Genomic DNA, 22,517 nt, shown 5'->3' on the forward strand with positions numbered 1-22,517 from the left:
TAACCCACCTACCAGGGGCTTCTTGCTGTTCAGAAGGGGTTCGGGGAGACCGGTACGGGGCTGTGACCTGCACCTTCAGGATGAAAAAGGCTCACGGCTTCGTCAACCGTGTCGCGGAACTCAAGACCCTCGACGTCCATCTCGATGATCATGACATCGGTGATTTGCGTGGGACCCTGCTCCACACCATCGTGGGCACTCCCGGAGTAGGGAAGACAGCACTGGCCCTACATTGGGCCCACCGAGTCCGGCGTCGCTTCCCCGATGGGCAGCTCTACTCCGACCTTCGGGGATATGGCACCGGCCGACCGGTCTCAGCGGACCAGATCTTGGACCGCTTTCTACTCGCACTCGGAGCGACAGCGGACGTCGTTCCACACGATGTCGATGGCAAAGCGGGTCTGTTCCGATCTCTCATCGCGGACCGTCGCATTCTCGTCATCCTGGACAACGCGGCGACCACAGCCCAATTACGTCCTCTGCTTCCAGGGACATCCACCTGTGCCGTACTGGTAACGAGCCGCGACAGGCTGTCCGGTCTGGTGGCGCTGGAGGGGGCACGACGCTTGACGGTTCGGGCTTTGGAGTCCGCTGAAGGAGTGGCCCTCTTGGAAGGGGCCGCCGCCCGGCACCGTCCAGATGATTCTCCGGAGGAAGTCGCCGAACTGGCCCGACTCTGTGGTCACCTTCCTCTAGCGTTACGAGTCGCGGCTGAACGCGCGGTGAGCCGCCCGTACATGCCCTTGGGCGACCTCCTGAGGGACCTCCGGGACGAGTCCACCTTGTGGACCGTTTTGGCGAGCGAACCCGAGGACGAGTCGCACGTTGTTCGTTCGGTTTTCTCCTGGTCCTATCGGCCCTTGCCTGAAGAGACGGCTGGAGTATTCCGTTCCCTGGGCCTGTACCCGGGGGTGACCTTCGGGACGAACGCGATCGCCGCACTCTGCGGAATGTCCACGACGGTGGTTCGCCATGCGTTGGACGCTCTCGTAGGAGCCCATCTGGTCGAGCAAACGGATGCCGATCTTTACCAAGTCCATGATCTGCTGCGCTCCTTCGCGTTGGACAGGGCGCGAAACGAGGATCCCGAAGAGAAGAGGCGTACCGCTTTGGAGAACTTGGCCCATTGGTACCTGTACTCCGCTGACGCCGCGGCCCGGGCCACCGACTCCCACCTGCGTCATCACGATCTGGGTGGGGTTCCGAGGCCGGAGACGGAGGTGCCCACCTTCTCTGGTCACCAGGATGCGCTTCGCTGGTTCGATCGTGAGTCCCTGAACATGTCCGCACTCGTGGAGGCCACGGCCGAAGCCGGACTGGACGCGCTCACTTGGCGGTTTCCCGTCATCCTGCGCCATGTGTACGTCTTCTACGCCTGCGGCTCCGAGTGGGAACGAATGATCGAATCGGGGATGATCGCGGCCACTCGCGAGAGGAACAGGGAAGCAGAGGCCGATCTACTCGAAGCATCGGGCATGGCCTGTGTGCAAGGCCATCGCTACCCGGAGGGTTTGGAACGCCACCGCCGGGCCCATGAGCTCAGGCGAACGATGAAGGATGAATTCGGAGTGGCGATGTCCCTCAACGCCATCGGAATCGTCCATCTGAGGGTCCGACGGCTCGACCAGGCCGCACAGCACTTCCGTCGATCCCTGGAGATCCTGGAGCCGCTCTCGAAAAGAACCTGGTCGGGGATCGCTCTCGGCAATCTGGCCAGGACCCACTTGGAAGAGGGACGGTTCGAGGAGAGCTGGTCATTGGCTGAGCGGGCGGCGCGCATCCACCACGAGACCGGTAACCGGTTGAGCGAGTTCTCTTGCCTGACGACCCTGTGCGTGGCACAGAGAGAGTCGGGGCACACCGAGCAGGCGTTCATGGCGGTGCGGCTGGCTCTGGAGGTCGCCGCACAATTGGGTGGTTCGCTTCGTGAGGCACTTGCTCTGCTCGAACTCGGGATGCTGCTTGTCCGGGTCCGTTCCTGGGACGAGGCGATCGCCGCGTACCAAAGGGCGGCGGTGCTCTATCGACAGGGCGGGGACCTCATCGGTGAGGCCCGAGTGCTCGAAGCGACGGCGGATGCCCACCTGGCCATGGGACGTGCCGATGACGCGGTGCGATCCTATGCCCGAGCGATCGAGGGTTATCGATCCGGCGACCATTACCGTCGGTCCCTCGCGCACTGTCTGTATCGGCTTGGTGAACTGCACCGTGACGCAGGACGAGACCACCACGCGCGGCGAGAGTATGAGGAGGCCTTGGAGGTCTTGAAGGGTTCCATCGAGGCCGATTCGTCCGGACTTCGGGAGAGAATCGAAGGCCTGATACGAAACGGCCTGACATGAAACCTGCACCAAGAAGTTCGTGTTACAAGGGTGCGATGGGGAAGACATCGCAGTCCTGCCGCGTGAAGGTGGACATCGACGCCGCACCAGGGTGATCGGAACCGAACCGATCGATGAATACCGCCCGCAGTTCACTCCACTTGGCAGCCATGTCCTCACCCATGGCATGCCGGGTCACCAGATGGTTCCGATGCGTGGTCAACAAGGTCGGGTGGTCGGAGGGCAACCGAAGCAGACAGTCCGCGACCGTCATGGCCTCCAACTGGTGTGCCTCCTCGACACGGTCGAGGTGGAACAGATCGGTGGCCAGGTTCAATGTGGCCGGTAAGCAGCTGAACGCTCCCGGGCCGTAGATGCGCGTTAGGCGTTCCAGTCCCTCTTGATCGAGTTTGAGTGCTTCGGTGTAACGACCCGCGGCCCGCAGCACGATGGCTGCGCTGAGACGAGCGGTGGCGGGAAACGGGTGCTCGTTCGGATAACGCTCGTCCAGCGGACGCATGAGCGCCTCGGCCTCACGGACCGCCTCTTCCAGGTGTTCGTCGGAGCCCGTGCCCGCCAGGTTCACCATGTTGATCACTCGGCAGTACAGCACTTGCCGGGTATCGGCGGGATGGTTGCGTCGGTACATGGTCAGAGCTCCTTGCGAGAGCTCGGTGGCCGGTCCGGTGCGGCCAAGTCTGCGGTAGGTGACGGACAGGAACATCTTTCCCTGGAGCACGTGCGGGCTGTCCGGTTGGGCCGCGGAGGTGAAGCGGTCCATGCACTCCTCGATCTGGATTCGTGCCTCCTCCAGGCGGCCCAGCAGGATGAGGTTGAGGCCGACCGACAGGCCGCTGCGCAGGGTGTGCACGTCGTTGGGGCCCAGCACGAAACGCCGGCCCCGGAAGGTGTGCTGGTCGATGGCGAGGGCGGCCTCGAACCGGCCCTGTTCCTGGAGGACCTGGCCGTAGTCGTGCGCGGCCTCCAGGGTCTGCGGGTCGGATTCGCCGTACTCGGAGCGTCGGTGTTCGAGGATGCGACGGAAGTGCCGACCCGCCTCCTCGAAGCGGCCCAGTCCGCTGAAGGAGATGGCCACCGCGCGCAGTGACTCCAGGGACTCGTCGTCACCGCCCACGCGTTCGATCTGGTCGGCGTGGATCCGCTCGGCCTCGGCCAGGGCCGTCACGTACTCGCCGTGGATGCGCCGGATCTTGTTGCGGCGCAGCCGCGCGTGCATACGGAGGGCGGGGTCGTCGGACCAGGAGTTGACGGCCTGTTCGACCAGGCTGGTGGCGTTGGAGTAGTCGCCCACCTCGGTGAGGAGGTCGACCACGTTCAGCACCAGGCCGCGCACCCGTGGATCCCGACTCAGCCAGGCCTGCGAGGCCTTCACGTGCGCGTACAGCCGGAGGTACATGGTCCGGTAGGCCGGGTCGGTGGGGTTGCCCGGGTCGCTCCGCGCCAGGATCAGGTGTGCCAGGTCCCGGTACCGCACCCGTTCGGCGTGCGGCAGGGACTCGCGGATGACCGACTGGAACAGCTCGTGCAGTTGGAGGGTGTTCCGCTCGTGGTCGAGGTAGGCGAGGTGGTGGCGGCTCATGAAGTCGAGGACTCGCCCCAGGAGTGCGTCGTCGCCGAGCAGCGCGGTGCCCGAGGGGGTCGGGCCCAGGTCACGGGGGCGGGAGAACAGGGCGCGCCCCAGGGGACGCGGCGCGAAGAACGCGCAGAGCCGGATCAGCTCCAGGACCATGTGCTCGATCTCGTGTTCTTCGCCGCCCGAGGCCAGTTCCTCGGACTGGATGCTCCATGCCACCTTGAGGGGGATCGTGTGGTCGTCCGGGCCGGAGTAGCAGAGCATCCGGTTGTAGCGTTCCTCGAACGTGTCCAGGAACTCCGCGGTGGGAACCGCCGACTCGCGCAGGAACGCGCCGACCTGGTTGAGGGTCAGGGGCAGGTATTCGAGCAGTTCGGCCAGACGTTCACCGTCCCGGGGGTCTTCGAGGCGTTTCGGGCAGACCTGGCGCAGCAGCGAGAGGCTCTCGGCGTTGGTGAGCCGGGGGACGACCTGTCCGTCGAACCGGCCCGCCGGGAGCGTCCGGGTGGTCCGACGGTGGTCGCGGGAGGTGACGAGGATGTTGCCGTCCCCTCCGGTGGGGAAGTAGTCGGTGGCCAGCCGTTCGACGTCGGTGACGTCGTCGAAGACCAGGAGCCAGCGGCCGACGGCGTGCCCGCCGGAGAGGGCGTCGCGTACGGTCTGGACGGCGCGGGGAACGTGTTCGTAGGCGACCGGCAGTCCGATGTGTTCGGCGAGCCGCAGGTAAGCGCGGTGCGAGTCGATGTCGGTGGAGGCGGGGATCCACCAGATGAGGTCGTACTCCTCCGAGTGACGGCGCGCGTACTCGGTGGCGATGCGGCTCTTGCCGACACCGCTTCCCCCACCGATCAGGAACCGGGATCCGGGCCGGGAGAAGACCTCGTGGATCTGCTCCAGAATGGCCTCCCTACCGGTGAAGTGCGGGTTGGCGCGGGGAACCCCGCCGATCACCGGGAGACGGGTGGTGTCCCTCTTCCGGAGGCGGCCGGTCGTCATCGGTCCACCAGCTTTCTCATATGGCGCTGAGCGAGGGGCCCGGCGACGCGGGCCGGGGATGACCGTTCACCGGGGACTCTCGGACGGTCACGGGTCGAGCACACGGATGGGGCGGGCCGGGTCGGGCCCGGTGCCCGAGGCGAGTCCCGAGAGGGATACGCGGTGCGCGCGCGGCCGCGAGGATGTGCGCGCGCAGGGGTCTCCCGCGGTGAGGAGGGCGTGCCCGGGGCATGGTGGGGGGACGTGCGGTGTCCGTCCACCGCCCGCGTGATCCGTGACCCTGGGGGTCCGGGGCACCGGTTCATGGCGTGATCCCCATGCCTCGCGTGACGACGGGTCCGGTGGACATGAAGACCATCACCGGACCGGGCGGGTTTCCCGCTGTGGGTGGACGGGGCCGACAGCGGGCGCTTGGTCCCAGGCTAGGTTCTGCCTTCGTTTCTGTCGATAGTTGTCCACAGCCTGTGGACAACGGTTGCCGGAACGAGTCCGCGGAAGCGAAAAACCGGCCTGAACGCGCGTTTTTGCCACGTGAAAAAGGAGATGTGGTGCCATCCGAAAATGCGCAGGCCAGGCCATGGAAAGGAAATGGAGGGGCGGGAACTCCTACCGGGCGCGCGTCAGCCCGAAGTGGGTTCGGGTTCGTAGTTGCGCATCATCATGGAGTTGCATTTGGTGCACAGGTGGCGGGCCGACCCTGGTGAGGAGGGCTGCCAGTCGTGCTCACCGCGAGGACATATCCCCGATGGTCCGATACTGCGGGCGCGGATGGCGGCGGGCTGTGCGTCCATGCGGCAACGTTAACGCGCTCACCCCGCTTTCCACCACCCTCGGCCGTGGAAGGTCGGCCGGAGGTCCACTCCTCCCCGAAGAACGCCGAACCGGTCGGGTTCTCGGGTTTTTCCGGACAAGCGGGCCGAACGCGACCTCGCCGGTTCGGGCACGGGCCCGGAGGACCCGCCGGCCTACCTGTGTGGTCTGGAGGCGGGTACGTACGCCCTGGGCGGCCAACCGTCCACGGCGGAGGGGCCGACCCGAGCGGTCCGCCGATCGCCCACCCACAGCCCGCACGTGCCCCGGCGACCGGGCGCCCATATTGTCGTGAGGTCCCATGACCTGATGACTGGCATGTCCGATCAGACAAAGGAGATGCCCGGGCGGTGGCGGGACGGACAATTGTTCCTGGTCGAAGACTCGACGAGGTCTCGAACGGGTGTTTTTCCGCACACGGGCATTGTGGTCCAGGCGGGCCAAGGTGATGATCTGTTTGTTCCGCATAAGTTACGCATAACGGTCCGACGTTGGCGTTTTTCAGGGAAAGGAGGGGACGGTTGAACGACTCCATGATCTGGTCGATCCTGACCTTCGGTGTGTACCTCGCCGGGATGGTCGCGATCGGCCTTTGGGTCTACAAGCGCACCGTCTCACAAGCCGACTTCGTGCTCGGCGGCCGGCAGCTCAACAGCTGGGTCACCGCTCTCAGCGCCAACGCCAGTGACTTCAGTGGTTGGCTGCTGCTGGGGCTTCCCGGAGCCATCTACGTCTCAGGCCTCGGCGAGGCCTGGATCGCGGTCGGACTGGCCTCCGGTTTCGCCGGCAGCTGGATCCTTCTCGCTCCGCGGCTCCGCGTCTACACCGAACGGGTAACCGACACCCGGTCCGGCGGGGACTCCGACTCCCTCACGATCTCCTCCTTCATGGAGAACCGTTTCAACGACCCCACCCGAATGCTGCGCGGGGTCTCCGCCGTCCTGATCATCGTCTTCTACTTCTTCTACGTCGCCTCCGGCCTCGTGGCGATGGCATCACTCTTCGACATGGTCCTCGGGCTGTCACCCGTACCCGCCATCGCGGTGGGTGCGGGCATCGTGGTGCTCTACACCGTGCTGGGCGGATTCCTCGCGGTCTCCTACACGGACGTGGTGCAGGCCGTCATGATGTGGCTGGCCCTGCTCATCGTCCCGGTGCTCGCCATCTCGCTCCTAGGTGGGTTCGGCGGACTCGCGGACGGAGTCGGCGCCAAGGCCGACGGTCTGATGTCGGCATTCGGTGGAACCTCCCTGGACGCGGACCTCGGAACCTGGGTGAGCGCGGAGACCTTTGGCTGGGTCGTCGTCATCTCCGGACTCGCGTGGGGCTTCGGATACTTCGGTCAGCCGCACATCCTCGCCCGCTACATGGGGATCCGTTCGGTGAAGGACATCCCCAAGGCCGCGGTCGTCAGCGTGAGCTGGGCGGTCTCCGCCATGATCCTCGCGGTCCTGGTGGGCTTCATCGGCATCGCCTACTTCGACACCCCGCTGGGTGACCCGGAACAGGTCTTCCCGCGTTTGATCGAGGCCCTCTCCCACCCGGCGGTGGCCGGGCTCCTCCTGGCCGCCATCCTGGCCGCCGTGATGAGTACCGCCGACTCCCAGCTGCTGGTCGCCGCCTCGGCCATCACCGAGGACGTCTACAAGGGCTTCGTCAACAAGGACGCGGACCCCCGCTTCCTCATGTGGGTCAGCCGCGGCACCGTCGTGGTCGTGGCCGTGGTCGCATCCCTGGTCGCCCTGTTCGGTGACAGTTCGGTCATGGACCTGGTCGGCTACGCCTGGGCCGGGTTCGGCGCGGGCTTCGGTCCGGTGCTCCTCATGGCCGTCTTCTGGAAGCGCATGACCTGGGCGGGCGCCCTCGCCGGCATGATCGCCGGCGGCGGCATGGCCATCCTCTGGGACTTCATCGACGAGGCCTTCCTGGGATGGGGCCTGTACGCCATGGTCCCCGCGGTCCTGCTCAGCTTCGCCTGCATGCTCGTCTTCAACGGCCTGGGCAAGGTCAGCCCGCAGATGGAGGCCGACTTCGACCGTGTCGAGGCCGAGATCAAGAACGGTGGAAGGGACGAGGAACCCACCACCACCGCCTGAGTCCGTCGGGGCACCGGATCGTCAAGGTCCACAGGTCCTGTAACGAAAGGCTTCCGGGCCCGTGTCACGTACGGCACGGGCCCGGTCGCGCTCTGGCGTGGGTCGGTCCCGGAACGGTAGAACGGTGACATGTCGTCACCGACGGAACACCCGGCAGCCTGGACCCGCACCGACGTCCCCGAAGGACTGGGGCTCGGCGCCCTCCTGCCCGAGCCCGATGGTTTCCGCCTGGAGGCCGGGGAGACCGTCGTCGAGGACGAGGGGAGGTACTTCACCCGTTTCACCGTGCGAACGGACCTGGCCTGGGCGACCACGGAGGTCCGCGCCGAGGTCCTCTCCGCCGGCGGCACGGAATCGATCACCCTCCGGGCTCAAGGCGGCCACTGGAGCGACGGCAACGGTCGTGAACTGCCCGACCTGGTGGGCTGCCTCGACGTCGACGTCGCCGCCACACCGCTCACCAACACCCTCCCCATCCGCAGACTGGGCCTGAGACCGGGGGAGCACCGCGACATCACGGTCGTGTGGATCGACGTCCCCTCCCTGCGCGTCAGACGTGTTCGCCAGCGCTACATCCGGCACGCGGCCGAGGGCGGCCTGGAGTGGTACACCTACCGCGACCCCCTGCACGGCGAGTACCGGATGTCCGTGGACGGGGACGGTGTGGTGGTGGACTACGAACGCTTCGCCCGCAGGCTTCACCCGGGTTCCCCACCCCCTCGACACGTGCCCTCCCGCCAGACTCCGAGGTGACCGAAGGGTCGCCGGGATCGGGGAACGTCGAAGCGCGGACCCTGGAAACCCGCGCGTAACACGAGGCGGGCGATAATCGAGGGGAACAGCCGCAGTACATCGAGGGAGCACACGTGACCGAGACCGATCCGAGCCGGGCGCGCGACGAGATCATCCGCGACCTCGGGGTCCCCGCGGACTTCGATGTCGACGCCGAGATCGAGCGTCGTGTCGCCTTCCTCGCCGAGAGGCTCACCACGACCGGAGCGCGCGCGTTGGTGCTGGGCATCAGCGGCGGTGTCGACTCGCTCGCCGCGGGGCGGCTGTGCCGACTGGCCGTGGACCGTGCCCGTGAGTCCGGTCACGAGGCCGAGTTCGTGGCCATGCGCCTGCCCTACGGCGTCCAGAAGGACGAGGAAGACGCCGCCCGCTCCGTGGAGTTCGACGCACCCGAACGCTGCCTCACCGTGGACGTACGGCCCGCCACCGACGCCATGGCGGCCGCCCTCACCGCTTCCGGGATGAGCTACGCCGACGGCGCCGCCGAGGACTTCGTGGTCGGCAACGTCAAGGCCCGTGAGCGGATGATCGCCCAGTACGCCGTCGCCGGTGGCCTGGGTGGTCTGGTGGTCGGCACCGACCACGCCGCCGAGGCCGTCACCGGATTCTTCACCAAGTACGGCGATGGCGCGGCCGACCTGGTCCCGCTGGCCGGGCTCACCAAGCGCCGGGTACGCGCGGTCGCCGCGGCGCTCGGCGCCCCGGAGGACCTGGTCCACAAGGTGCCCACCGCCGACCTGGAGACACTCACCCCGCAGAAGCCGGACGAGGAGGCCCTCGGCCTCACCTACGAGCAGATCGACGACTTCCTGGAGGGACTGCCCGTCGACGACGAGGTGACCCGTCTCCTGGTGGGCCGTTACCGCTCCACCGCCCACAAGCGGGCCATGCCCACCGCTCCCTGACCGCCGCCGTCCCCTTCGGCCGTCGCCTTCACCGGGGCGGCCCACCGGTCGGTGGTGCCATGGTCCCGGCATCGTTATCCACAGGCCTCTGACCGGTGGGCCGCGGATCGGGTATTTTCTCACCAAGCCCTTCCGACACCCGTCCTCTCGGGTGCAAGGTAGTGCAGGCCCTACCTCGGTGGGTGGGCCTGCCGCCGCCGAGGAGGGGATCCTGCGCCATCGCGACCGAACGGCCTCCGCGCCTAGGGTCGTTTTCGACGACGCGTCATCGAGTGCCACTCGCGGTCTCACTCCAGGGCCTCCGCGGGGACGTGTCGACACCCCCTGTATCCCGGTCACCGCGACCAGCGGGCGCCTTCGTGCGCTCACCGGTCGTGCGGGACGACCAAGGAGCGACATACCGATGACCATGACCGTCGAACCCGCGGGTGGGCGACCGCCCACCACCGCAGCCGAGGCCGCCGCGCCCGCGCCCCGCACCCGCGACCGCTTCCTCGACGTACTGCGTCTGTTCGTCATGGTCCTGGTGGTGAGTCAGCACTGGTGGCTTCCGGTGCTCAGCGTGCAGACCCAGGGCGAATTGTCCGCGGGCAGCGTGCTCAGCTCCGAGGGCGGCTTCGCGCTCACCTGGATCTCCCAGGTCATGCCCTTGATCTTCTTCGTGGGCGGCGCCGCCAACTACTTGAGTTGGCGTTCGGCCTCGGGGCGGGGCGAGCCCGCCCGGGTGTGGTGGGCCAAGCGGCTACGCCGGCTCGCCTGGCCGGTGGTGCCCCTCGCGGTCGTGTGGATCGTGGCCTGCCACCTGATCGTCCTGAGTGGGGCGCCGGCGCAGCCGGTCCTGGTCGGCGCGGGTGCCGCGGGCATGATCCTGTGGTTCCTGGCCTCCTACGTCATCGTGGTCATGGCGACGCCGGTGCTGGTCGCCGCGCAGAAGCGGTTCGGCTGGTGGGTCCCGGCGGTGCTGCTCGCCTGCGCGGTGGTCGTGGACACGCTCCGGTTCAACTCCGGGGTCGAGTGGCTCGGTTACCTGAACGTGGCGTTCGTCTGGTTGGGCGTGCACCAGATGGGTTTCCGGTACGCGACCGGTTCGATCGGCAAGGCACAGGCCGCCGGGTTGGCCGTCGTGGGTGGCGTGGCCGCTCTGTTGCTGGCCTGGTTCGGTCCGTACTCGCTGAACATGACGGGTGTGTTCGCGGCCGAGACCTCGAACGTCGCCCCGCCCACGCTCGTCCTGGCGGCGCTGGGGGCCCTGCAGATCGGTGTCTCCGTGCTGCTGCGCGACGTGATCTCCGCTTGGGTGAACCGACCAGGGCCGGCGCGGATGATGGACCGGATCAGCCCGCAGTTGATGACCGTGTACCTCTGGCACATGTTGCCGATCAGTGTCGTCGCCGGTGTGCTGGTGTTCGGTCTGGGCATCGACACCCCCGAACCGATGACGGGTCTGTGGCTGCTGTGGGGCGTCCTCGGGATGGTGGTGTTGATCCCGCTCATCCTGCCGTTGGCACACTGGGCGGTGCGCTTCGAGGAGCCACCGCGGATGCTCAAGGGCGACCCCGGCCTGATCCGGGTGTTGGCCGCCGCGGCCCTGATCGGCGGGGGCCTGCTGGTCCTCACGGTGGGCGGTCTCGGGTTCGGGCCGCTGCCGGTGCTCGGACTGATCGCGGTCATCTGCGGTCTACTGCTCACCGCCGCCCCGCGCGCCCGGGTGCGGGAGACCGTACGCGAAGCGGTCCGCGTCTGACCACCGGGTGAATCGGCCGTCACGAGGCGTCGACGGGAATCCACCTCTTGTCCAGATTCACACCCGAACGGTGTGGCGTTGATGGGCGCGCGAGGGTAGACACGACCAATGGACCCCAGACACATCGCCTACGAACGGCACGGCAGTGGACGACCGATCGTTCTCCTGCACGGACTCGGGGACCGCAGACAGAGCTGGCGGGCCGTGGCGCCGCAGTTGGTGGCCGACTACGAGGTGGTCTCCATCGACCTGCCGGGTTTCGGTGAGTCGCCGGCGCCCTCCACGGACGAGCCCTACGACGTGCACAGCCTCGTGCGGGTGATCCGGGAGTTCTGCGCGCTGCACGGCCTCCAGCACCCGCACCTGGCGGGCAACTCGCTGGGTGGTTCGATCGCGTTGGAGTTGGGCGTGCAGGGGGTCGCCGGTTCGGTCACGGTGTTCTCACCCGCGGGGTTCTCCGACAACCTCGCCCGTTGGGGCATGCGCACCGTGGGGGTGGTCGCCAACCTGGCCACCCGTATCCCGATGCCGGTCAAGGAACGCCTGGCGGACACCCCTCCCGCCCGGGCGGCGGCCCGGGTCGCCCTGCGCGGAGACCCCTCCTCTCCGGAGGCGAAGGCCACCAGGTTCGGTGTGCAGGGGCTCGAACCCGGCGCTCCGTACGTGCGCATGGTGCCCAAGATCGCCGAGTACGACTTCGTCTCGCGCCCGATCGACTGTCCGGTCACGATCGCCTGGGGTGACCACGACCGGACCCTGCTGCCCTCCAGCGCCCGGCACGCCCACGAGCGGGTTCCGTCGGCACGCATGGTGTCGTTGCTCGGGGCCGGTCACATCCCGATGGCCGACGATCCGCTCGCGGTGGCCGAACACATCAGGTGGACCTGCAACGCCGCCGATCGGCTGGTCGCCCGGATCAGGTGAACCGGAACCCTCCCTCGGAACTGATCACCTGGCCGGTGATCCACGCCGCCTCGTCGGTGGCCAGCCAGGACAATAGCCGTGCGGGGTCGTCCGGTTCACCCAACCGGCCCAGCGCGAACATGGGCACCACCCGTTCCAGGAGTTCCCCCTCGATGTAGCCGGTCTGCACCGGGCCCGGGTTGAGAGTGTTGACGGTGATGCCGCGCGGCCCCAGCTCCGCCGCGATGGTGGGGGTGATCTGGGCCAGCGCGCCCTTGGCGGATGCGTACGCGACCTCGCCGGCCATCGGCCCGTGCATCTGCCCGGAGGTCATGAACAGCACCCGCCCGCCCGGGCGACCGTCGTGTCGGGCGGCGAAGGCCTGGGCGAGGAGCAACGGGGATCGGGCGTCTACCGCCCAGTGCCCGTCGAGCATGTCGGCGGTGATCTCGGCGAGGGTGCCGTCCCCGCCGCTGCGGGCGTGGTTGGCGACCAGGACGTCCAGGTGGCCGAACTCGGCGACGGTCGCCTCGACCACTCGCGCGGGGGCCTGGGGATCGGCCATGTCGGCTCCGATGTGCGCCACGCGGGCGTTCGGGTCACCGAGCACCGAGCGCACCCCGTCGGCCACCGCCTCGACGTCGTCGCCGCCCCAAGGCTGTGACTCGTCGTGCGGGCGGAAGTGGTGGAGCATCACGGAGGCCCCGTAGGCGGCGAGGCGGCGGGCGACCGCGTAGCCGATGCCCTCGCGTCGGCTGGCCCCGGTGACCAGGGCGACACGCCCACGGAGGGGGAGCGGGTCACGGTTGAGCGGTGAGAGGGGGATCGGTGACTGCTCCGGTTCTTCGTGGTGGGGCTGGGGCGGATGGTCCATGTTCGTCTCCTGTCGATTCGGCGGATGGGGGCACGAAGACTCATCGGTTGGCGGCACTCTGTCATCCGACCGGGGTGATCGCCATCGCTTTTCGCACGCGCGCCGCCGGTGCCGTTCCCGCCCTCGATCTCCGGCCCTCGGCCCTCGGCTTCCCGTCCCCTGCGCCCCTGGTTCCCGTCTCCGACCCCCGGTCTCCGTCCTGGCCCGCCCCGGCCATGGGAAGGGGACCGAGACCGAGACCGCGGCCGTGGGCACGACTTCCGCCTTCGGTCCGAACCACCCGGCCCCACGGTCTTTCCCGAGGTGGTCGGGGCGGGATAGCGTTGCGCGCGGAACAACTCCCCGAGGAGGCACTGGTTTGACCGCATCGACACACCCGGTCCCGGGAGGGGCCGCGTGGCTGAGGGAGCAGGAGCGAGGCCTGGTGGGCTTCGCTTCCGGGGCCGCGGTCCCGGAGGGCTTCGGCTGGTTGGACGCGAAGGGCGGGGTGGAGCCCGAACGCGCGACCGCCGCCTGGATCACCTCGCGCATGACCCACGTGTTCTCCCTGGCGCACCTGCGAGGGGTCCCCAACGCCGCCGATCTCGCCGATCACGGGCTGGCCGCCCTGGCGGGTCCGCTGCGCGACGCGGAGCTGGGCGGATGGTTCGAGGAGGTGCCGGAGGGCGGGGATCCGAGAAGTCTTCGGGAGCGCTCCCAAGCGCTGCCGGAGAAGGCCGCCTACCCGCACTCCTTCGTGGTCCTGGCCACCGCCAGCGCCGCCCACGCCGGCCGTCCGGGGGCGCGGGCCCTGCTGGACGAGGCCCTCGGCGTCATCGAGGAGAGGTTCTGGGAACCCGACGCCGCGTGCGTGCGGGAGAGCTGGGACGCCGACTGGACCACCACCGAGCCCTACCGTGGCGCCAACAGCGCGATGCACTGCGTGGAGGCCTTCCTCGCCGCGGCCGACGTCACCGGTGACACCCTGTGGACCCGTAGGGCGCTCGCGATCGCCGAGCGCCTGATCCACGGGGTGGCCGCCGACCACGACTGGCGGCTGCCCGAGCACTTCACCCCGGACTGGACACCCCTGCCGGACTACAACCGGGACCACCCCGACCACCCCTTCCGCCCGTTCGGTAGTACCACCGGGCACCTGCTCGAATGGGCCCGTTTGCTGGTGCACCTCGAACTCGCCCTGGAGCGGGCCGGTGAACCGGTGCCGGACTGGCTGCTCACCGACGCCGAACTCCTCTTCGACAACGCGGTCCGTCGCGGCTGGGACGTCGACGGGGCCGAGGGGTTCGTCTACACGCTCGACTGGCAGGACCGACCGGTGGTGCGGCAACGCATGCACTGGGTGGTGGCGGAGGCGACCATGGCCGCGTGGGTCCTGGCCGAACGCACCGGCGCGGAGAAGTACACCGAGCACCTGGACCGTTGGTGGGCCTACGCCGACCGGCACCACGTGGACCGGGAGAACGGGAGTTGGTGGCACGAGTTGGATCCGCGGAATCGGCCATCGGGTTCGGTGTGGGCCGGCAAACCGGACGTCTACCACGCCTACCAGGCGGTGCTGTTGCCCCAGATCGGTCTGTCCACCTCGCTCGCGTCCGCCCTGCCCGCCCGTGATGTCGACGGGGGTGCGGAGTGAACGAGCGGACACCCTCCCGGCTCGTGGTGGTCGGGGAGAACGTCATGGACCTGCTGCCCACCCGGCACGGCCCTCAGGCCCTGTGGGCGGCCCCCGGTGGTGGTCCCGCCAACACGGCGGTCGCCGCGTCCCGGCTGGGTCTGCCCACCCGGCTCCTGGCCCGGATCGGTTCCGACGGGTTCGGGTCGATGATCCGGGAACGCCTCCTGGGTGAGGGGCTGGATCCGGCCGGGCTCGTCGACGCGGACGAACCATCCGCCCTGGCCCTGGCCACCCTGGCCGCGGACGGGTCGGCGAACTACGACTTCCGGATGGATGACGCCGCCGACTGGCGTTGGCGGTCCGATGAGCTGCCCGAGACCCTGGAACCCGAGGTCGTCGCGGTGCACGCCGCCTCGATCGCCCTGTTCCGGGAACCCGGAGCCTCCCTCATCGAGGCCCTGCTGCGTCGCGAACACGGGCGGGGCCGGGTGACCATCACACTCGATCCGAACATTCGCGCGGCTGTGATCGGTGATCGGTCCGACGCCCGCGCCCTGGCCCTGCGGCACGCCGCCCAGGCGCACGTGGTCAAGGCCAGCGACGAGGACCTCGACTACCTCTATCCCGACCACACCCTGGAACAGGCCGCCTCGGCACTGGCGGCCCTCGGCCCGGTCCTTGTCGTGGTCACCCGGGGTGCGGAGGGCGCCTTCGCGCTCTCCCACGGGGTGTCGGCCTCGGTACCGGCCCCGAAGACGGAGGTGGTGGACACCGTCGGCGCGGGTGACTCGTTCATGGGCGCCCTCCTGCACCGGTTGGATCTGGACGGTCGGTTGGGGGATGCGCCCCGGGAACGTCTGGCCGGCCTGACGGAGGCGGACCTGGAGGCGCTGTTGACGCACGCGGCCACGGCGGCCGCGCACACGGTCACCCGGGAGGGTGCCGAGCCGCCCACGTCGGAGGAATTGAACGCCGCCTTGGCCCGGGCCACGGCCGGGTAGCGTTCGTCGGTCCCGGACCTCGGCCCCCGGCCCTCGGTCCGCACCGACCGGGGTCCGTATCGTCTTGATTCGTCGGTCACCTGATGTGGTCTGTCCGACCCGAGCCGCACCGGGCTTCGTGTGCCCGGTGCGGCCTTCTCATGGGTGGGTCCCGTTCGGTCAGCTCAGGAAGGTGATCAGCGGTTGGGCCAAGGCGCCGGCCAGCGCGGCCAGTGCGTAGCCGGTGATGAGGTGGCCGATTCGGCGACGGGGCCTGCGGTGGCTCGTCGGGCGGCGCGGGCGGTCCGACCTTCGAGGGAGCGGAGGCGGCGGCACGTACTCCCGGCGTGGGCGCGGGATCGGTAGCGGGCGGTCGAACTCGACGTCCTCGTCGGGTTCGTGAGCCGGTTTCGGGGCGGGATTCGGCTCGGGTTCGGGCTGTGCGGTGTGGTCGGGGCGCTGATCCTGCCGCCAACAGGAGCCCTCAGAGGCGGCTCGGCGTATTCGTTCGGGCAGGTCACCGCGCTCGATTCGGCGGCGTAGGCCGGGGGTGTCGGGCATCTGGGCGAGGAGTTCGCGTTCCCTGGGGGTGCGGCCCAGGGAGACCAGCGGCGGAAGCGGGTCGGCTGTGGCACCTGAGGAGGGGCGCGGAGACGGGCGGGTTCCGGGTCGGTGCGGGGTGTGGCTGAAGCGTCGGCCTCGGGGAGCGTCCAGGACCCGGCGCAGGTCCATGGGTATGGTCGCGTTGCTCATCGCACACCCCCGCAGGCGCAGGTGGTGGAGGTGCCGGCGGTAGCGGTGGGGGTGGCGGGCGTGGGATAGGCGAACTCCGCCCACAGCACCGTGCCCGACACGGCCGGTGAGGTGGGATCGGTCCAGCGCTGGGTGCCCCACTCGCTCGCCAGTTGGTGGATGAGCAGGAGGCCGCGCCCGGACTCGGCCTGTTCCCACTCTTCGATGGAGCTTCGCGCGGGCGGGCACACCGGGCGTGCGTTCAGGGGTCCGTCGTCGATGACCGACAGGCGCACGGTGGCCTGGCTCCCTATGACGATCGGGGTGGAGAGCAGGCGGACCACCGTGCCACCGGGGCGCTGTGAGCGGGAGTGCGTGACGGAGTTGGCGAAGGCCTCGCTTCGCACAGTTCGATGTCCTCGCACAGGGAGCGGGGTACCCCGGCCAGGGCGTGCAGGTCAGAGCGCAGTTCCGCCCGGAAGCGGGTGCAGGTGGAGCGGGTTCCGGGGTAGTGGCGGGCCTGCCACCGCCGCCCCGGGTAGGCGGGCGTGGGGATTTCAGGGACAATGGACATGTCGGCAACTCCTGGTTGAAGGGTTGGTTGTCGGCTGGCCCTGGCGGGTGTCTCTAGCACCTGCCAGGGCCTTCTGCATGCCCGGACACATGGAGTTTCGATCGGGCACACGAGCCTCCACATGTAGGGCGAGACCGAACTCAGCAACTGAGTTCGAGGAAGCCGATCCGACCTCGCCAAGCCCCTGACAACCTTCTGGAACCGGTGGAATACTCGTTGTAATCAGGAGACAGTGTTGCCATGGGAAAGTCAAGTAGAAGTTCCACTTAGGCTGAACCAGGCCACCAGGTTGGAACTCGGCAGACGGACGAGTCGGACTTCAAGGGCGGATTTGAGTCATGGTGACTTCAGGACCACGGGTACTACGCCTCCAACTGGGCCGTGAAATCCGGCGGCTACGTGAGGGCGCGGCGCTCACAAGAGAGGAACTCGCCAAGTCGCTGAGCTGTGGAACTTCGAAGATCAGCAAGCTCGAACTCGGCTACAGCACACTGGGCACATCCGAGTGCGACAACCTCGTCGAACTGTTCGGGTTGAGCGGCGATCAGGCGACCGTTTTTCGAGACTTGGCTGCTTCCGCCCGTAAGCGTGGCTCTTATGGCAAGGTCCTCGACTTCGCCCGTGGCTACGTGAGCATGGAGGCAGACGCCACAGATCTGAGGTTTTTCTACGAGGAACTCATCCCTGCCCCGTTCCAGACTCTTGCTTACGCCAAGGCCGTCTGTTCAACATCAGTCACCATCGCACCCGCTGATATCAACCAGGTTGTCAAAGGTCGTATGGACCGTGCTGCCGTACTCACCCAAGAAGATCCACCCCACGTAGGGCTCATCCTTGGGGAGGGGGCTCTGATGCGAACGGTCGGCGGCCCCGCCACTCTCCAGGATCAGCTACAGCACCTGTGCCAACTAGCTCATCAGCCCCATATTGACCTTCAGGTGCTCCCCTACTCCGCAGGCGAGCACGCAGCGATGGGAACCGGGTTCACACTCCTATACCTGGACGAGGTCGAATCGACCTATGTCTACCTGGAGGATCTCACCAGCTCCGACTTCTGGGACCGTCCTCAGCACACCGGTGTCTATGAACTCGTCTTCAACAAACTCCAGATGGCTGCCTTGGGCAAGCGTGAGAGCATAATTCGCATCGAGGAACAAATCAGAGAACTAGACGAAAGGGTACATTGATGCTGAAACAGGGCCAAGCGTCAACACCCTGGCACAAGAGCACCTACAGTTCCGGAGCCCACAACTGCGTCGAGGTCTCGGAAGGGCCGACCACCGGGGTCCGAGACACTAAGCACCGTGAACTCGGGGCACTCTTCTTCTCCGGTGGCGAGTGGGAATCCTTCCTCAACCTCGCCAAGCGCGACCTCGGCTAGCGAAACAGTTCGAAGCCTCGCGGGTGGAACCCTTGGGCTCCACCCGCGACTAACAGGCCCGGGTCCGCGCTGCTGCTTCACCACCACGCACGCGTGCTCCCGAACAAAGCGTGATGGCCGGAAGGCCGGAGAGTCGCCAGGCTCGATCGGGCACCGATGACCTTGTACGTAGCGCGGGTCTCGGCATCAGCAAGTTCATCTTCGCTATGACTTCTGCACCAGTGGGTATGCCAGGGCCAACCGCTGACATTTTCATGGGGGACCCGCCGGACGTCACAACATTCCGACGGTCTTCGAACATCTATGTAAGGCATGAGATGAACCAGAGCATTCCTGCGGAGAGCTGGTACAAGTCCACCTATAGCGCTTCTCAGACTGCCTGTGTGGAGGTGGCGCATGTGCCGACAGACTTCCACAAGTCCTCCTACAGCGGGGCCAACGGCAACTGTGTGGAGGTGGCTGGCACCCCTGCCTTCTCCGCTGTTCGCGACACCCAGAACCGTGAGTTGGGTGCGCTGATCTACGACCAGGCCGAGTGGAACGCTTTCCTCCACACCGCCAAGAGTGACCTGCGCTGACCGAAGGCGAGCCTCGCAAGTCGCGGGTGGAACCCTTAGTAGAAGGACTTCCCACATGAGCATGAGCCTGGAATTCCGCAAGTCCTCCTACAGCGCTGATCAGACTGCCTGTGTGGAGGTGGCGGACTGGCCAATCGGTGCCGCTGTCCGCGATACCCAGAACCGTGAGCTGGGTGCGCTGATCTACAGCCCGGCCGAGTGGAACGCCTTCCTCCACACGACCAAGAGGGACCTGCGCTGACCGGAGGTGAGCGGGAGCGCGGGCCGGGGTGAAGGCGTTGTCCACAGGCTGTGGAAACACGATGGCCGGGATGGCCCGCGCGTGGTTCTTTCGACTCCTGGGGGAGTCCGCGAACACGCACCGCTTTCCCAATGACGGCGGAAAGCTGCCGATGGTGGCATGTGTCCCATTTGTCTGTTTCGCGGGTTGGGTGTTGCCCGCACGTAACGTCTTGATAACCCGGGCGGTCGTGTTCGAGCGGTGCCCAGGGAGCTTTCGGGGGTGGATGCGGGCCGCCGACCTCTTCGAGACGAAGCGGCGGAACCACAGGTGGAGTAAGGGTTCCAAGTCCCCCAGGGTCTCTTTGTGAGGCCCGCTTTCGCTCGCGCGAACCCCCGGTTCGAGGTGGCGCGCGTGACTCGGTGCGGGGATCGGTGAAACGACCAGTGTCCCTGGTCGAACCTGCCGGAACCGGGTCCCTCTGTGCAACGGTGTGACACGTGGCACACATGTACACGGATCCCCCCGGTCCACGTCTTCGCGGACGGGACGCCGAACAGCGGACACTCGCCGACGCTCTGGGCGACGCGAGGTCCGGACGAGGTGTGTCCATGCTGTTCACCGGCGGCCCCGGCCTCGGCAAGACCACCCTCCTCGAACACGCCCGCACCATCGCCGGTGATTTCACCGTCCTGCACGTGGCCGGTGTCGCCGACGAATCCGACATCCCCCTAGCCGGACTCCACCGACTCCTCAGACCGGTCGAACCCGCACTGGATCGACTCGCGGAGGACCGACGCGCCCTCCTCCGGGAAGCCGTCACCCGAGGGGGTGTCGCCGAGTCCGACCGGTTCGCCCTCTCCACCGCCCTCCTCGACCTGGTCTCCCTGGTCGCGTCCGAGCAACCCCTCCTCATCCGCGTCGACGACGCCGACCTGCTCGACACCCCCACACTCGACGCCCTCGCCTTCACCGCCAGGCGGCTCACGGGCACCGCCGTCGCCCTCGTCTTCGCCGCCCAGGACGGGCGCGGCAAACCCACCGACACCCGGGTCGTTCCCGGCCCTACCGGCAACGGAGCCCGCGAACCCGTGGTTCACGGCGTCACCGAACACCCGCTCGCCCCACTGAGCGACCGCGCCGTCCACGACCTCCTCACCGACCGGGCCCCGGCCCACCTCGCTTCCTCGGTCCGCTCCGCCCTGGTGCGCGCCTGCCACGGCAACCCGGCCGCGCTGCTCGGGTTCCTCGGTGGACTGAGCACGGCCCAGATCCAAGGCGAAAAGGCGCTACCCGAACCACCACCCCTCCCGGTGCGGCTGAGTTCGGCGCTCCTCGCCCCGTACGTCGCGCTGCCCGAGGGCACGCGGGACGTGCTGTTGCTCGCCGCCCTGTCCGCGGACCCCCGACTCCACCTGCTCCTGGCGGCCGGCGGGCCCGACGCGACCGTCTCCGTGCTGGAGCCGGCCGAGGAACGCGGCCTGGTCGTCGTGGACGTCGACACCGTCACCTTCACAGACCCGCTGTTACGAGACACGATCCCCCAGGGCACACCCATCGGTCGGCTGCGCGCCGCTCATCGCTCCCTGGCCGCCGTCACCGATCCCGAGTTCGCGCCGGTGGAGTTCGCCCGGCACACCGCGCAGGGAGCCGAGGCCCCCGACACCGACCTGGCCGACCGGGTCGCGGTCGCCGCGCGTGGTGCCAGACGTTTGGAGGGCCCGCTGGCGGCCTCACTCACCAGCGAACGCGCCGCCGCCCTCACCCCGGAGGCGGACGAACGCGCCTGCCGTCTGTCCAGCGCCTCCCACAAGGCCTACCTCGCCGGGGACACGGGCCGGGCATCCCGGCTGCTCGCCCAGGCCAGACCACTCGCCGTCTCGGACCGACGCCGCGCCATCATCGACCTCATCGACGCCCAGCTGAAGATGCGCGACTCCAACGCCATCGACGCCGCCGAGCGCCTATTCGAGATCGGCCGTGACCTGGCCCCGCACGATCGGAACCTGGCTCTGCGCGCGTTGGCCCGCGCCGCCGACAGTGCCTCCTACGCGGGCGATCCGGTACGACACGACCGCGCCGCCGCCCTGGCGATCCGGCTGGTGCGCCCGGACGACCCCACCCCGATGCGGCTGACCGCCGCGTACCTGGAGGGGTGCAGCATCTCCTTCCGGGGCGACTACACGGGCTCCACCCCGCTGCTGCGCGAGGCGGTCCGGCTCTCCTCGGAGGTGTCCACCCCCACGGAGTTGGTGTGGGCGGGCATCTGCGGTCTGCGTCTGGGCGACGCGCCCTTCGTCCGCAGCGTGACCTCGCGCGCGGCGGAGACCGCCCGGTCCCGTGGCGAACACACCTTCGTCCCCTCGGCCCTGGCCTTCCTCGTCTTCTCCGAGTTCTGGAGCGGGCGCTTCCCGTCCGCCGCCGGGACCGCCCTGGAAGGGCTGAGGGCCTCCCGAGAATCGGGTCAGGCCATCTGGGCGACCCAGAACCTGGCGTCACTGGCGATGATCGCCGCCATCCAGGGCGACGTCGAGACCTGCCGGATCCGGGCACGGGCGGTCGCCACCCAGGCGGGGGAGAACAGCCTCGGTCTCCCCGCCGCCCTGGCCTCCTGGGCGCTGGCGGTCCTGGAACTGTCCCGAGGCAACGCCGCCGACGCCTTCTTCCGGTTGCGTTCCCTGGTGCACGCCGGCCCCGGGAACGGGCACCCCACCATGCGGTTGCTCACCGCCCCGCACTTCGTGGAGGCGGCGGTCCGCATGGGCGAGATGGAGTGGGCACGGGCCTCCCTGACCGGATACCGGGGCTGGGCCGAGTCCGTGGACAGCACGAGCGCCCTGGCCCTGGCCGCGCGCGGGGACGGCCTCCTCGCCACGGGCGAGGAGGCGACCGACCACTTCGGGACCGCCCTGGCCCTGCACCGGGCCTGCGGTGACGACGACGTCGAACACGCGCGCACCCAGCTGCTGTTCGGCGCCCACCTGCGACGGGGCCGCCTACCCGGCCGGGCCCGCGAACACCTGTACAACGCCCTGGAGACCTTCGAACGTTTCGGGGCGCGGCTGTGGGTCCGACAGACCCGCGCCGAGCTGCGCGCCATCGGCACCTCCGAACGCGGACCCGAGACCCCTCCCACCGGTGAGCTGACCGCGCAACAACAGCAGATCGCCCGGTTGGTCGCGGAAGGCGCCACCAACCGTGAGGTGGCCGCGCACATGTTCATCAGCCCGCGCACCGTGGAGCACCACCTGCGCGGCATCTTCCGCAAGCTCAACATCAGGTCCCGGGTGGATCTGGCCCGCCTCTTCAACTGAAGGGGGAGGCATCCCGGTCCGGACGCGATGGGGCGGACGGATCACCGTAACGTGCCGACCGGTCGGTACGTCCGGCCCGTCACCAGAA

Annotated in this window: 18 protein-coding genes; 13 read left to right on the forward strand and 5 right to left on the reverse strand. The window is 68.3% G+C overall.

Features of this window, described 5'->3' with window-relative positions; translation table 11 throughout:
- Positions 1-62: 62 nt before the first annotated feature.
- Complete coding sequence (locus ABZ717_RS18415) at positions 63-2,342, forward strand: tetratricopeptide repeat protein (protein ID WP_358511838.1); 2,280 nt, start codon at positions 63-65, stop codon at positions 2,340-2,342.
- Positions 2,343-2,364: 22 nt separating this feature from the next.
- Here the strand turns inward: ABZ717_RS18415 and fxsT are convergent, their stop codons facing one another.
- Together fxsT and ABZ717_RS18425 are read right to left on the reverse strand one after the other, a co-directional pair.
- Positions 2,365-4,911 (reverse strand): FxSxx-COOH system tetratricopeptide repeat protein, encoded by a 2,547-nt coding sequence (gene fxsT, locus ABZ717_RS18420; protein ID WP_358511842.1) that lies wholly within the window; start codon positions 4,909-4,911, stop codon positions 2,365-2,367.
- A gap of 620 nt (positions 4,912-5,531) precedes the next feature.
- Positions 5,532-5,702 (reverse strand): hypothetical protein, encoded by a 171-nt coding sequence (locus tag ABZ717_RS18425; protein ID WP_358511845.1) that lies wholly within the window; start codon positions 5,700-5,702, stop codon positions 5,532-5,534.
- 552 nt (positions 5,703-6,254) lie between these two features.
- Between ABZ717_RS18425 and putP the strand changes: the two genes are divergently transcribed.
- The 5 genes from putP to ABZ717_RS18450 all read left to right on the forward strand — a co-directional run bounded on the left by putP (position 6,255) and on the right by ABZ717_RS18450 (position 12,182).
- Positions 6,255-7,817, forward strand: coding sequence for a sodium/proline symporter PutP (putP, locus tag ABZ717_RS18430; RefSeq protein ID WP_358511973.1), 1,563 nt, complete (start codon positions 6,255-6,257; stop codon positions 7,815-7,817).
- 129 nt (positions 7,818-7,946) lie between these two features.
- On the forward strand, positions 7,947-8,570 hold the full coding sequence (locus ABZ717_RS18435) for a putative glycolipid-binding domain-containing protein (protein ID WP_358511848.1): 624 nt from the start codon (positions 7,947-7,949) through the stop codon (positions 8,568-8,570).
- 113 nt (positions 8,571-8,683) lie between these two features.
- Positions 8,684-9,514: an ammonia-dependent NAD(+) synthetase gene (gene nadE / locus ABZ717_RS18440; RefSeq protein ID WP_358511851.1), complete on the forward strand. Its 831-nt coding sequence runs from the start codon at positions 8,684-8,686 to the stop codon at positions 9,512-9,514.
- A gap of 403 nt (positions 9,515-9,917) precedes the next feature.
- Complete coding sequence (locus ABZ717_RS18445; protein WP_358511854.1) at positions 9,918-11,258, forward strand: acyltransferase; 1,341 nt, start codon at positions 9,918-9,920, stop codon at positions 11,256-11,258.
- 108 nt (positions 11,259-11,366) lie between these two features.
- On the forward strand, positions 11,367-12,182 hold the full coding sequence (locus ABZ717_RS18450; RefSeq protein WP_358511856.1) for an alpha/beta hydrolase: 816 nt from the start codon (positions 11,367-11,369) through the stop codon (positions 12,180-12,182).
- Here ABZ717_RS18450 and ABZ717_RS18455 read toward each other — a convergent pair.
- Positions 12,175-13,035, reverse strand: a complete 861-nt coding sequence (locus ABZ717_RS18455; protein WP_358511859.1) for an SDR family oxidoreductase — start codon at positions 13,033-13,035, stop codon at positions 12,175-12,177. The two genes, ABZ717_RS18450 and ABZ717_RS18455, sit on opposite strands and share 8 nt — an antisense overlap.
- Positions 13,036-13,393: 358 nt before the next feature.
- Here ABZ717_RS18455 and ABZ717_RS18460 point away from each other — a divergent pair, with 358 nt between their 5' ends.
- Both ABZ717_RS18460 and ABZ717_RS18465 read left to right on the forward strand, forming a co-directional pair.
- On the forward strand, positions 13,394-14,668 hold the full coding sequence (locus ABZ717_RS18460) for an AGE family epimerase/isomerase (RefSeq protein WP_358511862.1): 1,275 nt from the start codon (positions 13,394-13,396) through the stop codon (positions 14,666-14,668).
- Between the two features lie 44 nt (positions 14,669-14,712).
- Positions 14,713-15,651: a PfkB family carbohydrate kinase gene (locus tag ABZ717_RS18465; protein ID WP_358511976.1), complete on the forward strand. Its 939-nt coding sequence runs from the start codon at positions 14,713-14,715 to the stop codon at positions 15,649-15,651.
- A 159-nt stretch (positions 15,652-15,810) separates the two neighbouring features.
- Here the strand turns inward: ABZ717_RS18465 and ABZ717_RS18470 are convergent, their stop codons facing one another.
- Positions 15,811-16,383, reverse strand: a complete 573-nt coding sequence (locus ABZ717_RS18470) for a hypothetical protein (RefSeq protein WP_358511865.1) — start codon at positions 16,381-16,383, stop codon at positions 15,811-15,813.
- A complete protein-coding gene (locus tag ABZ717_RS18475) occupies positions 16,380-16,769 on the reverse strand; it encodes an ATP-binding protein (protein ID WP_358511868.1) in 390 nt (129 codons plus the stop codon). Before ABZ717_RS18475 ends, ABZ717_RS18470 begins: the two co-directional genes overlap by 4 nt.
- A 505-nt stretch (positions 16,770-17,274) precedes the next feature.
- Between ABZ717_RS18475 and ABZ717_RS18480 the strand changes: the two genes are divergently transcribed.
- The 5 genes from ABZ717_RS18480 to ABZ717_RS18500 all read left to right on the forward strand — a co-directional run bounded on the left by ABZ717_RS18480 (position 17,275) and on the right by ABZ717_RS18500 (position 22,429).
- Positions 17,275-18,123, forward strand: coding sequence for a helix-turn-helix transcriptional regulator (locus ABZ717_RS18480; protein WP_358511871.1), 849 nt, complete (start codon positions 17,275-17,277; stop codon positions 18,121-18,123).
- Entirely contained in the window at positions 18,123-18,317 is a 195-nt protein-coding gene (locus ABZ717_RS18485; RefSeq protein WP_358511873.1) for a DUF397 domain-containing protein, read from the forward strand. Before ABZ717_RS18480 ends, ABZ717_RS18485 begins: the two co-directional genes overlap by 1 nt.
- A 398-nt stretch (positions 18,318-18,715) precedes the next feature.
- Entirely contained in the window at positions 18,716-18,895 is a 180-nt protein-coding gene (locus tag ABZ717_RS18490; protein ID WP_358511876.1) for a DUF397 domain-containing protein, read from the forward strand.
- 55 nt (positions 18,896-18,950) lie between these two features.
- Complete coding sequence (locus ABZ717_RS18495) at positions 18,951-19,136, forward strand: DUF397 domain-containing protein (RefSeq protein WP_358511879.1); 186 nt, start codon at positions 18,951-18,953, stop codon at positions 19,134-19,136.
- Between the two features lie 488 nt (positions 19,137-19,624).
- Positions 19,625-22,429 carry an AAA family ATPase gene (locus ABZ717_RS18500; RefSeq protein ID WP_358511881.1) on the forward strand — a complete coding sequence of 935 codons (2,805 nt, stop codon included), beginning with the start codon at positions 19,625-19,627 and terminating at the stop codon, positions 22,427-22,429.
- Positions 22,430-22,517: the final 88 nt, after the last annotated feature.

The organism is Nocardiopsis sp. NPDC006832 (genome assembly GCF_040635885.1).
In the GTDB taxonomy this organism is placed as follows: Bacteria; Actinomycetota; Actinomycetes; order Streptosporangiales; family Streptosporangiaceae; genus Nocardiopsis.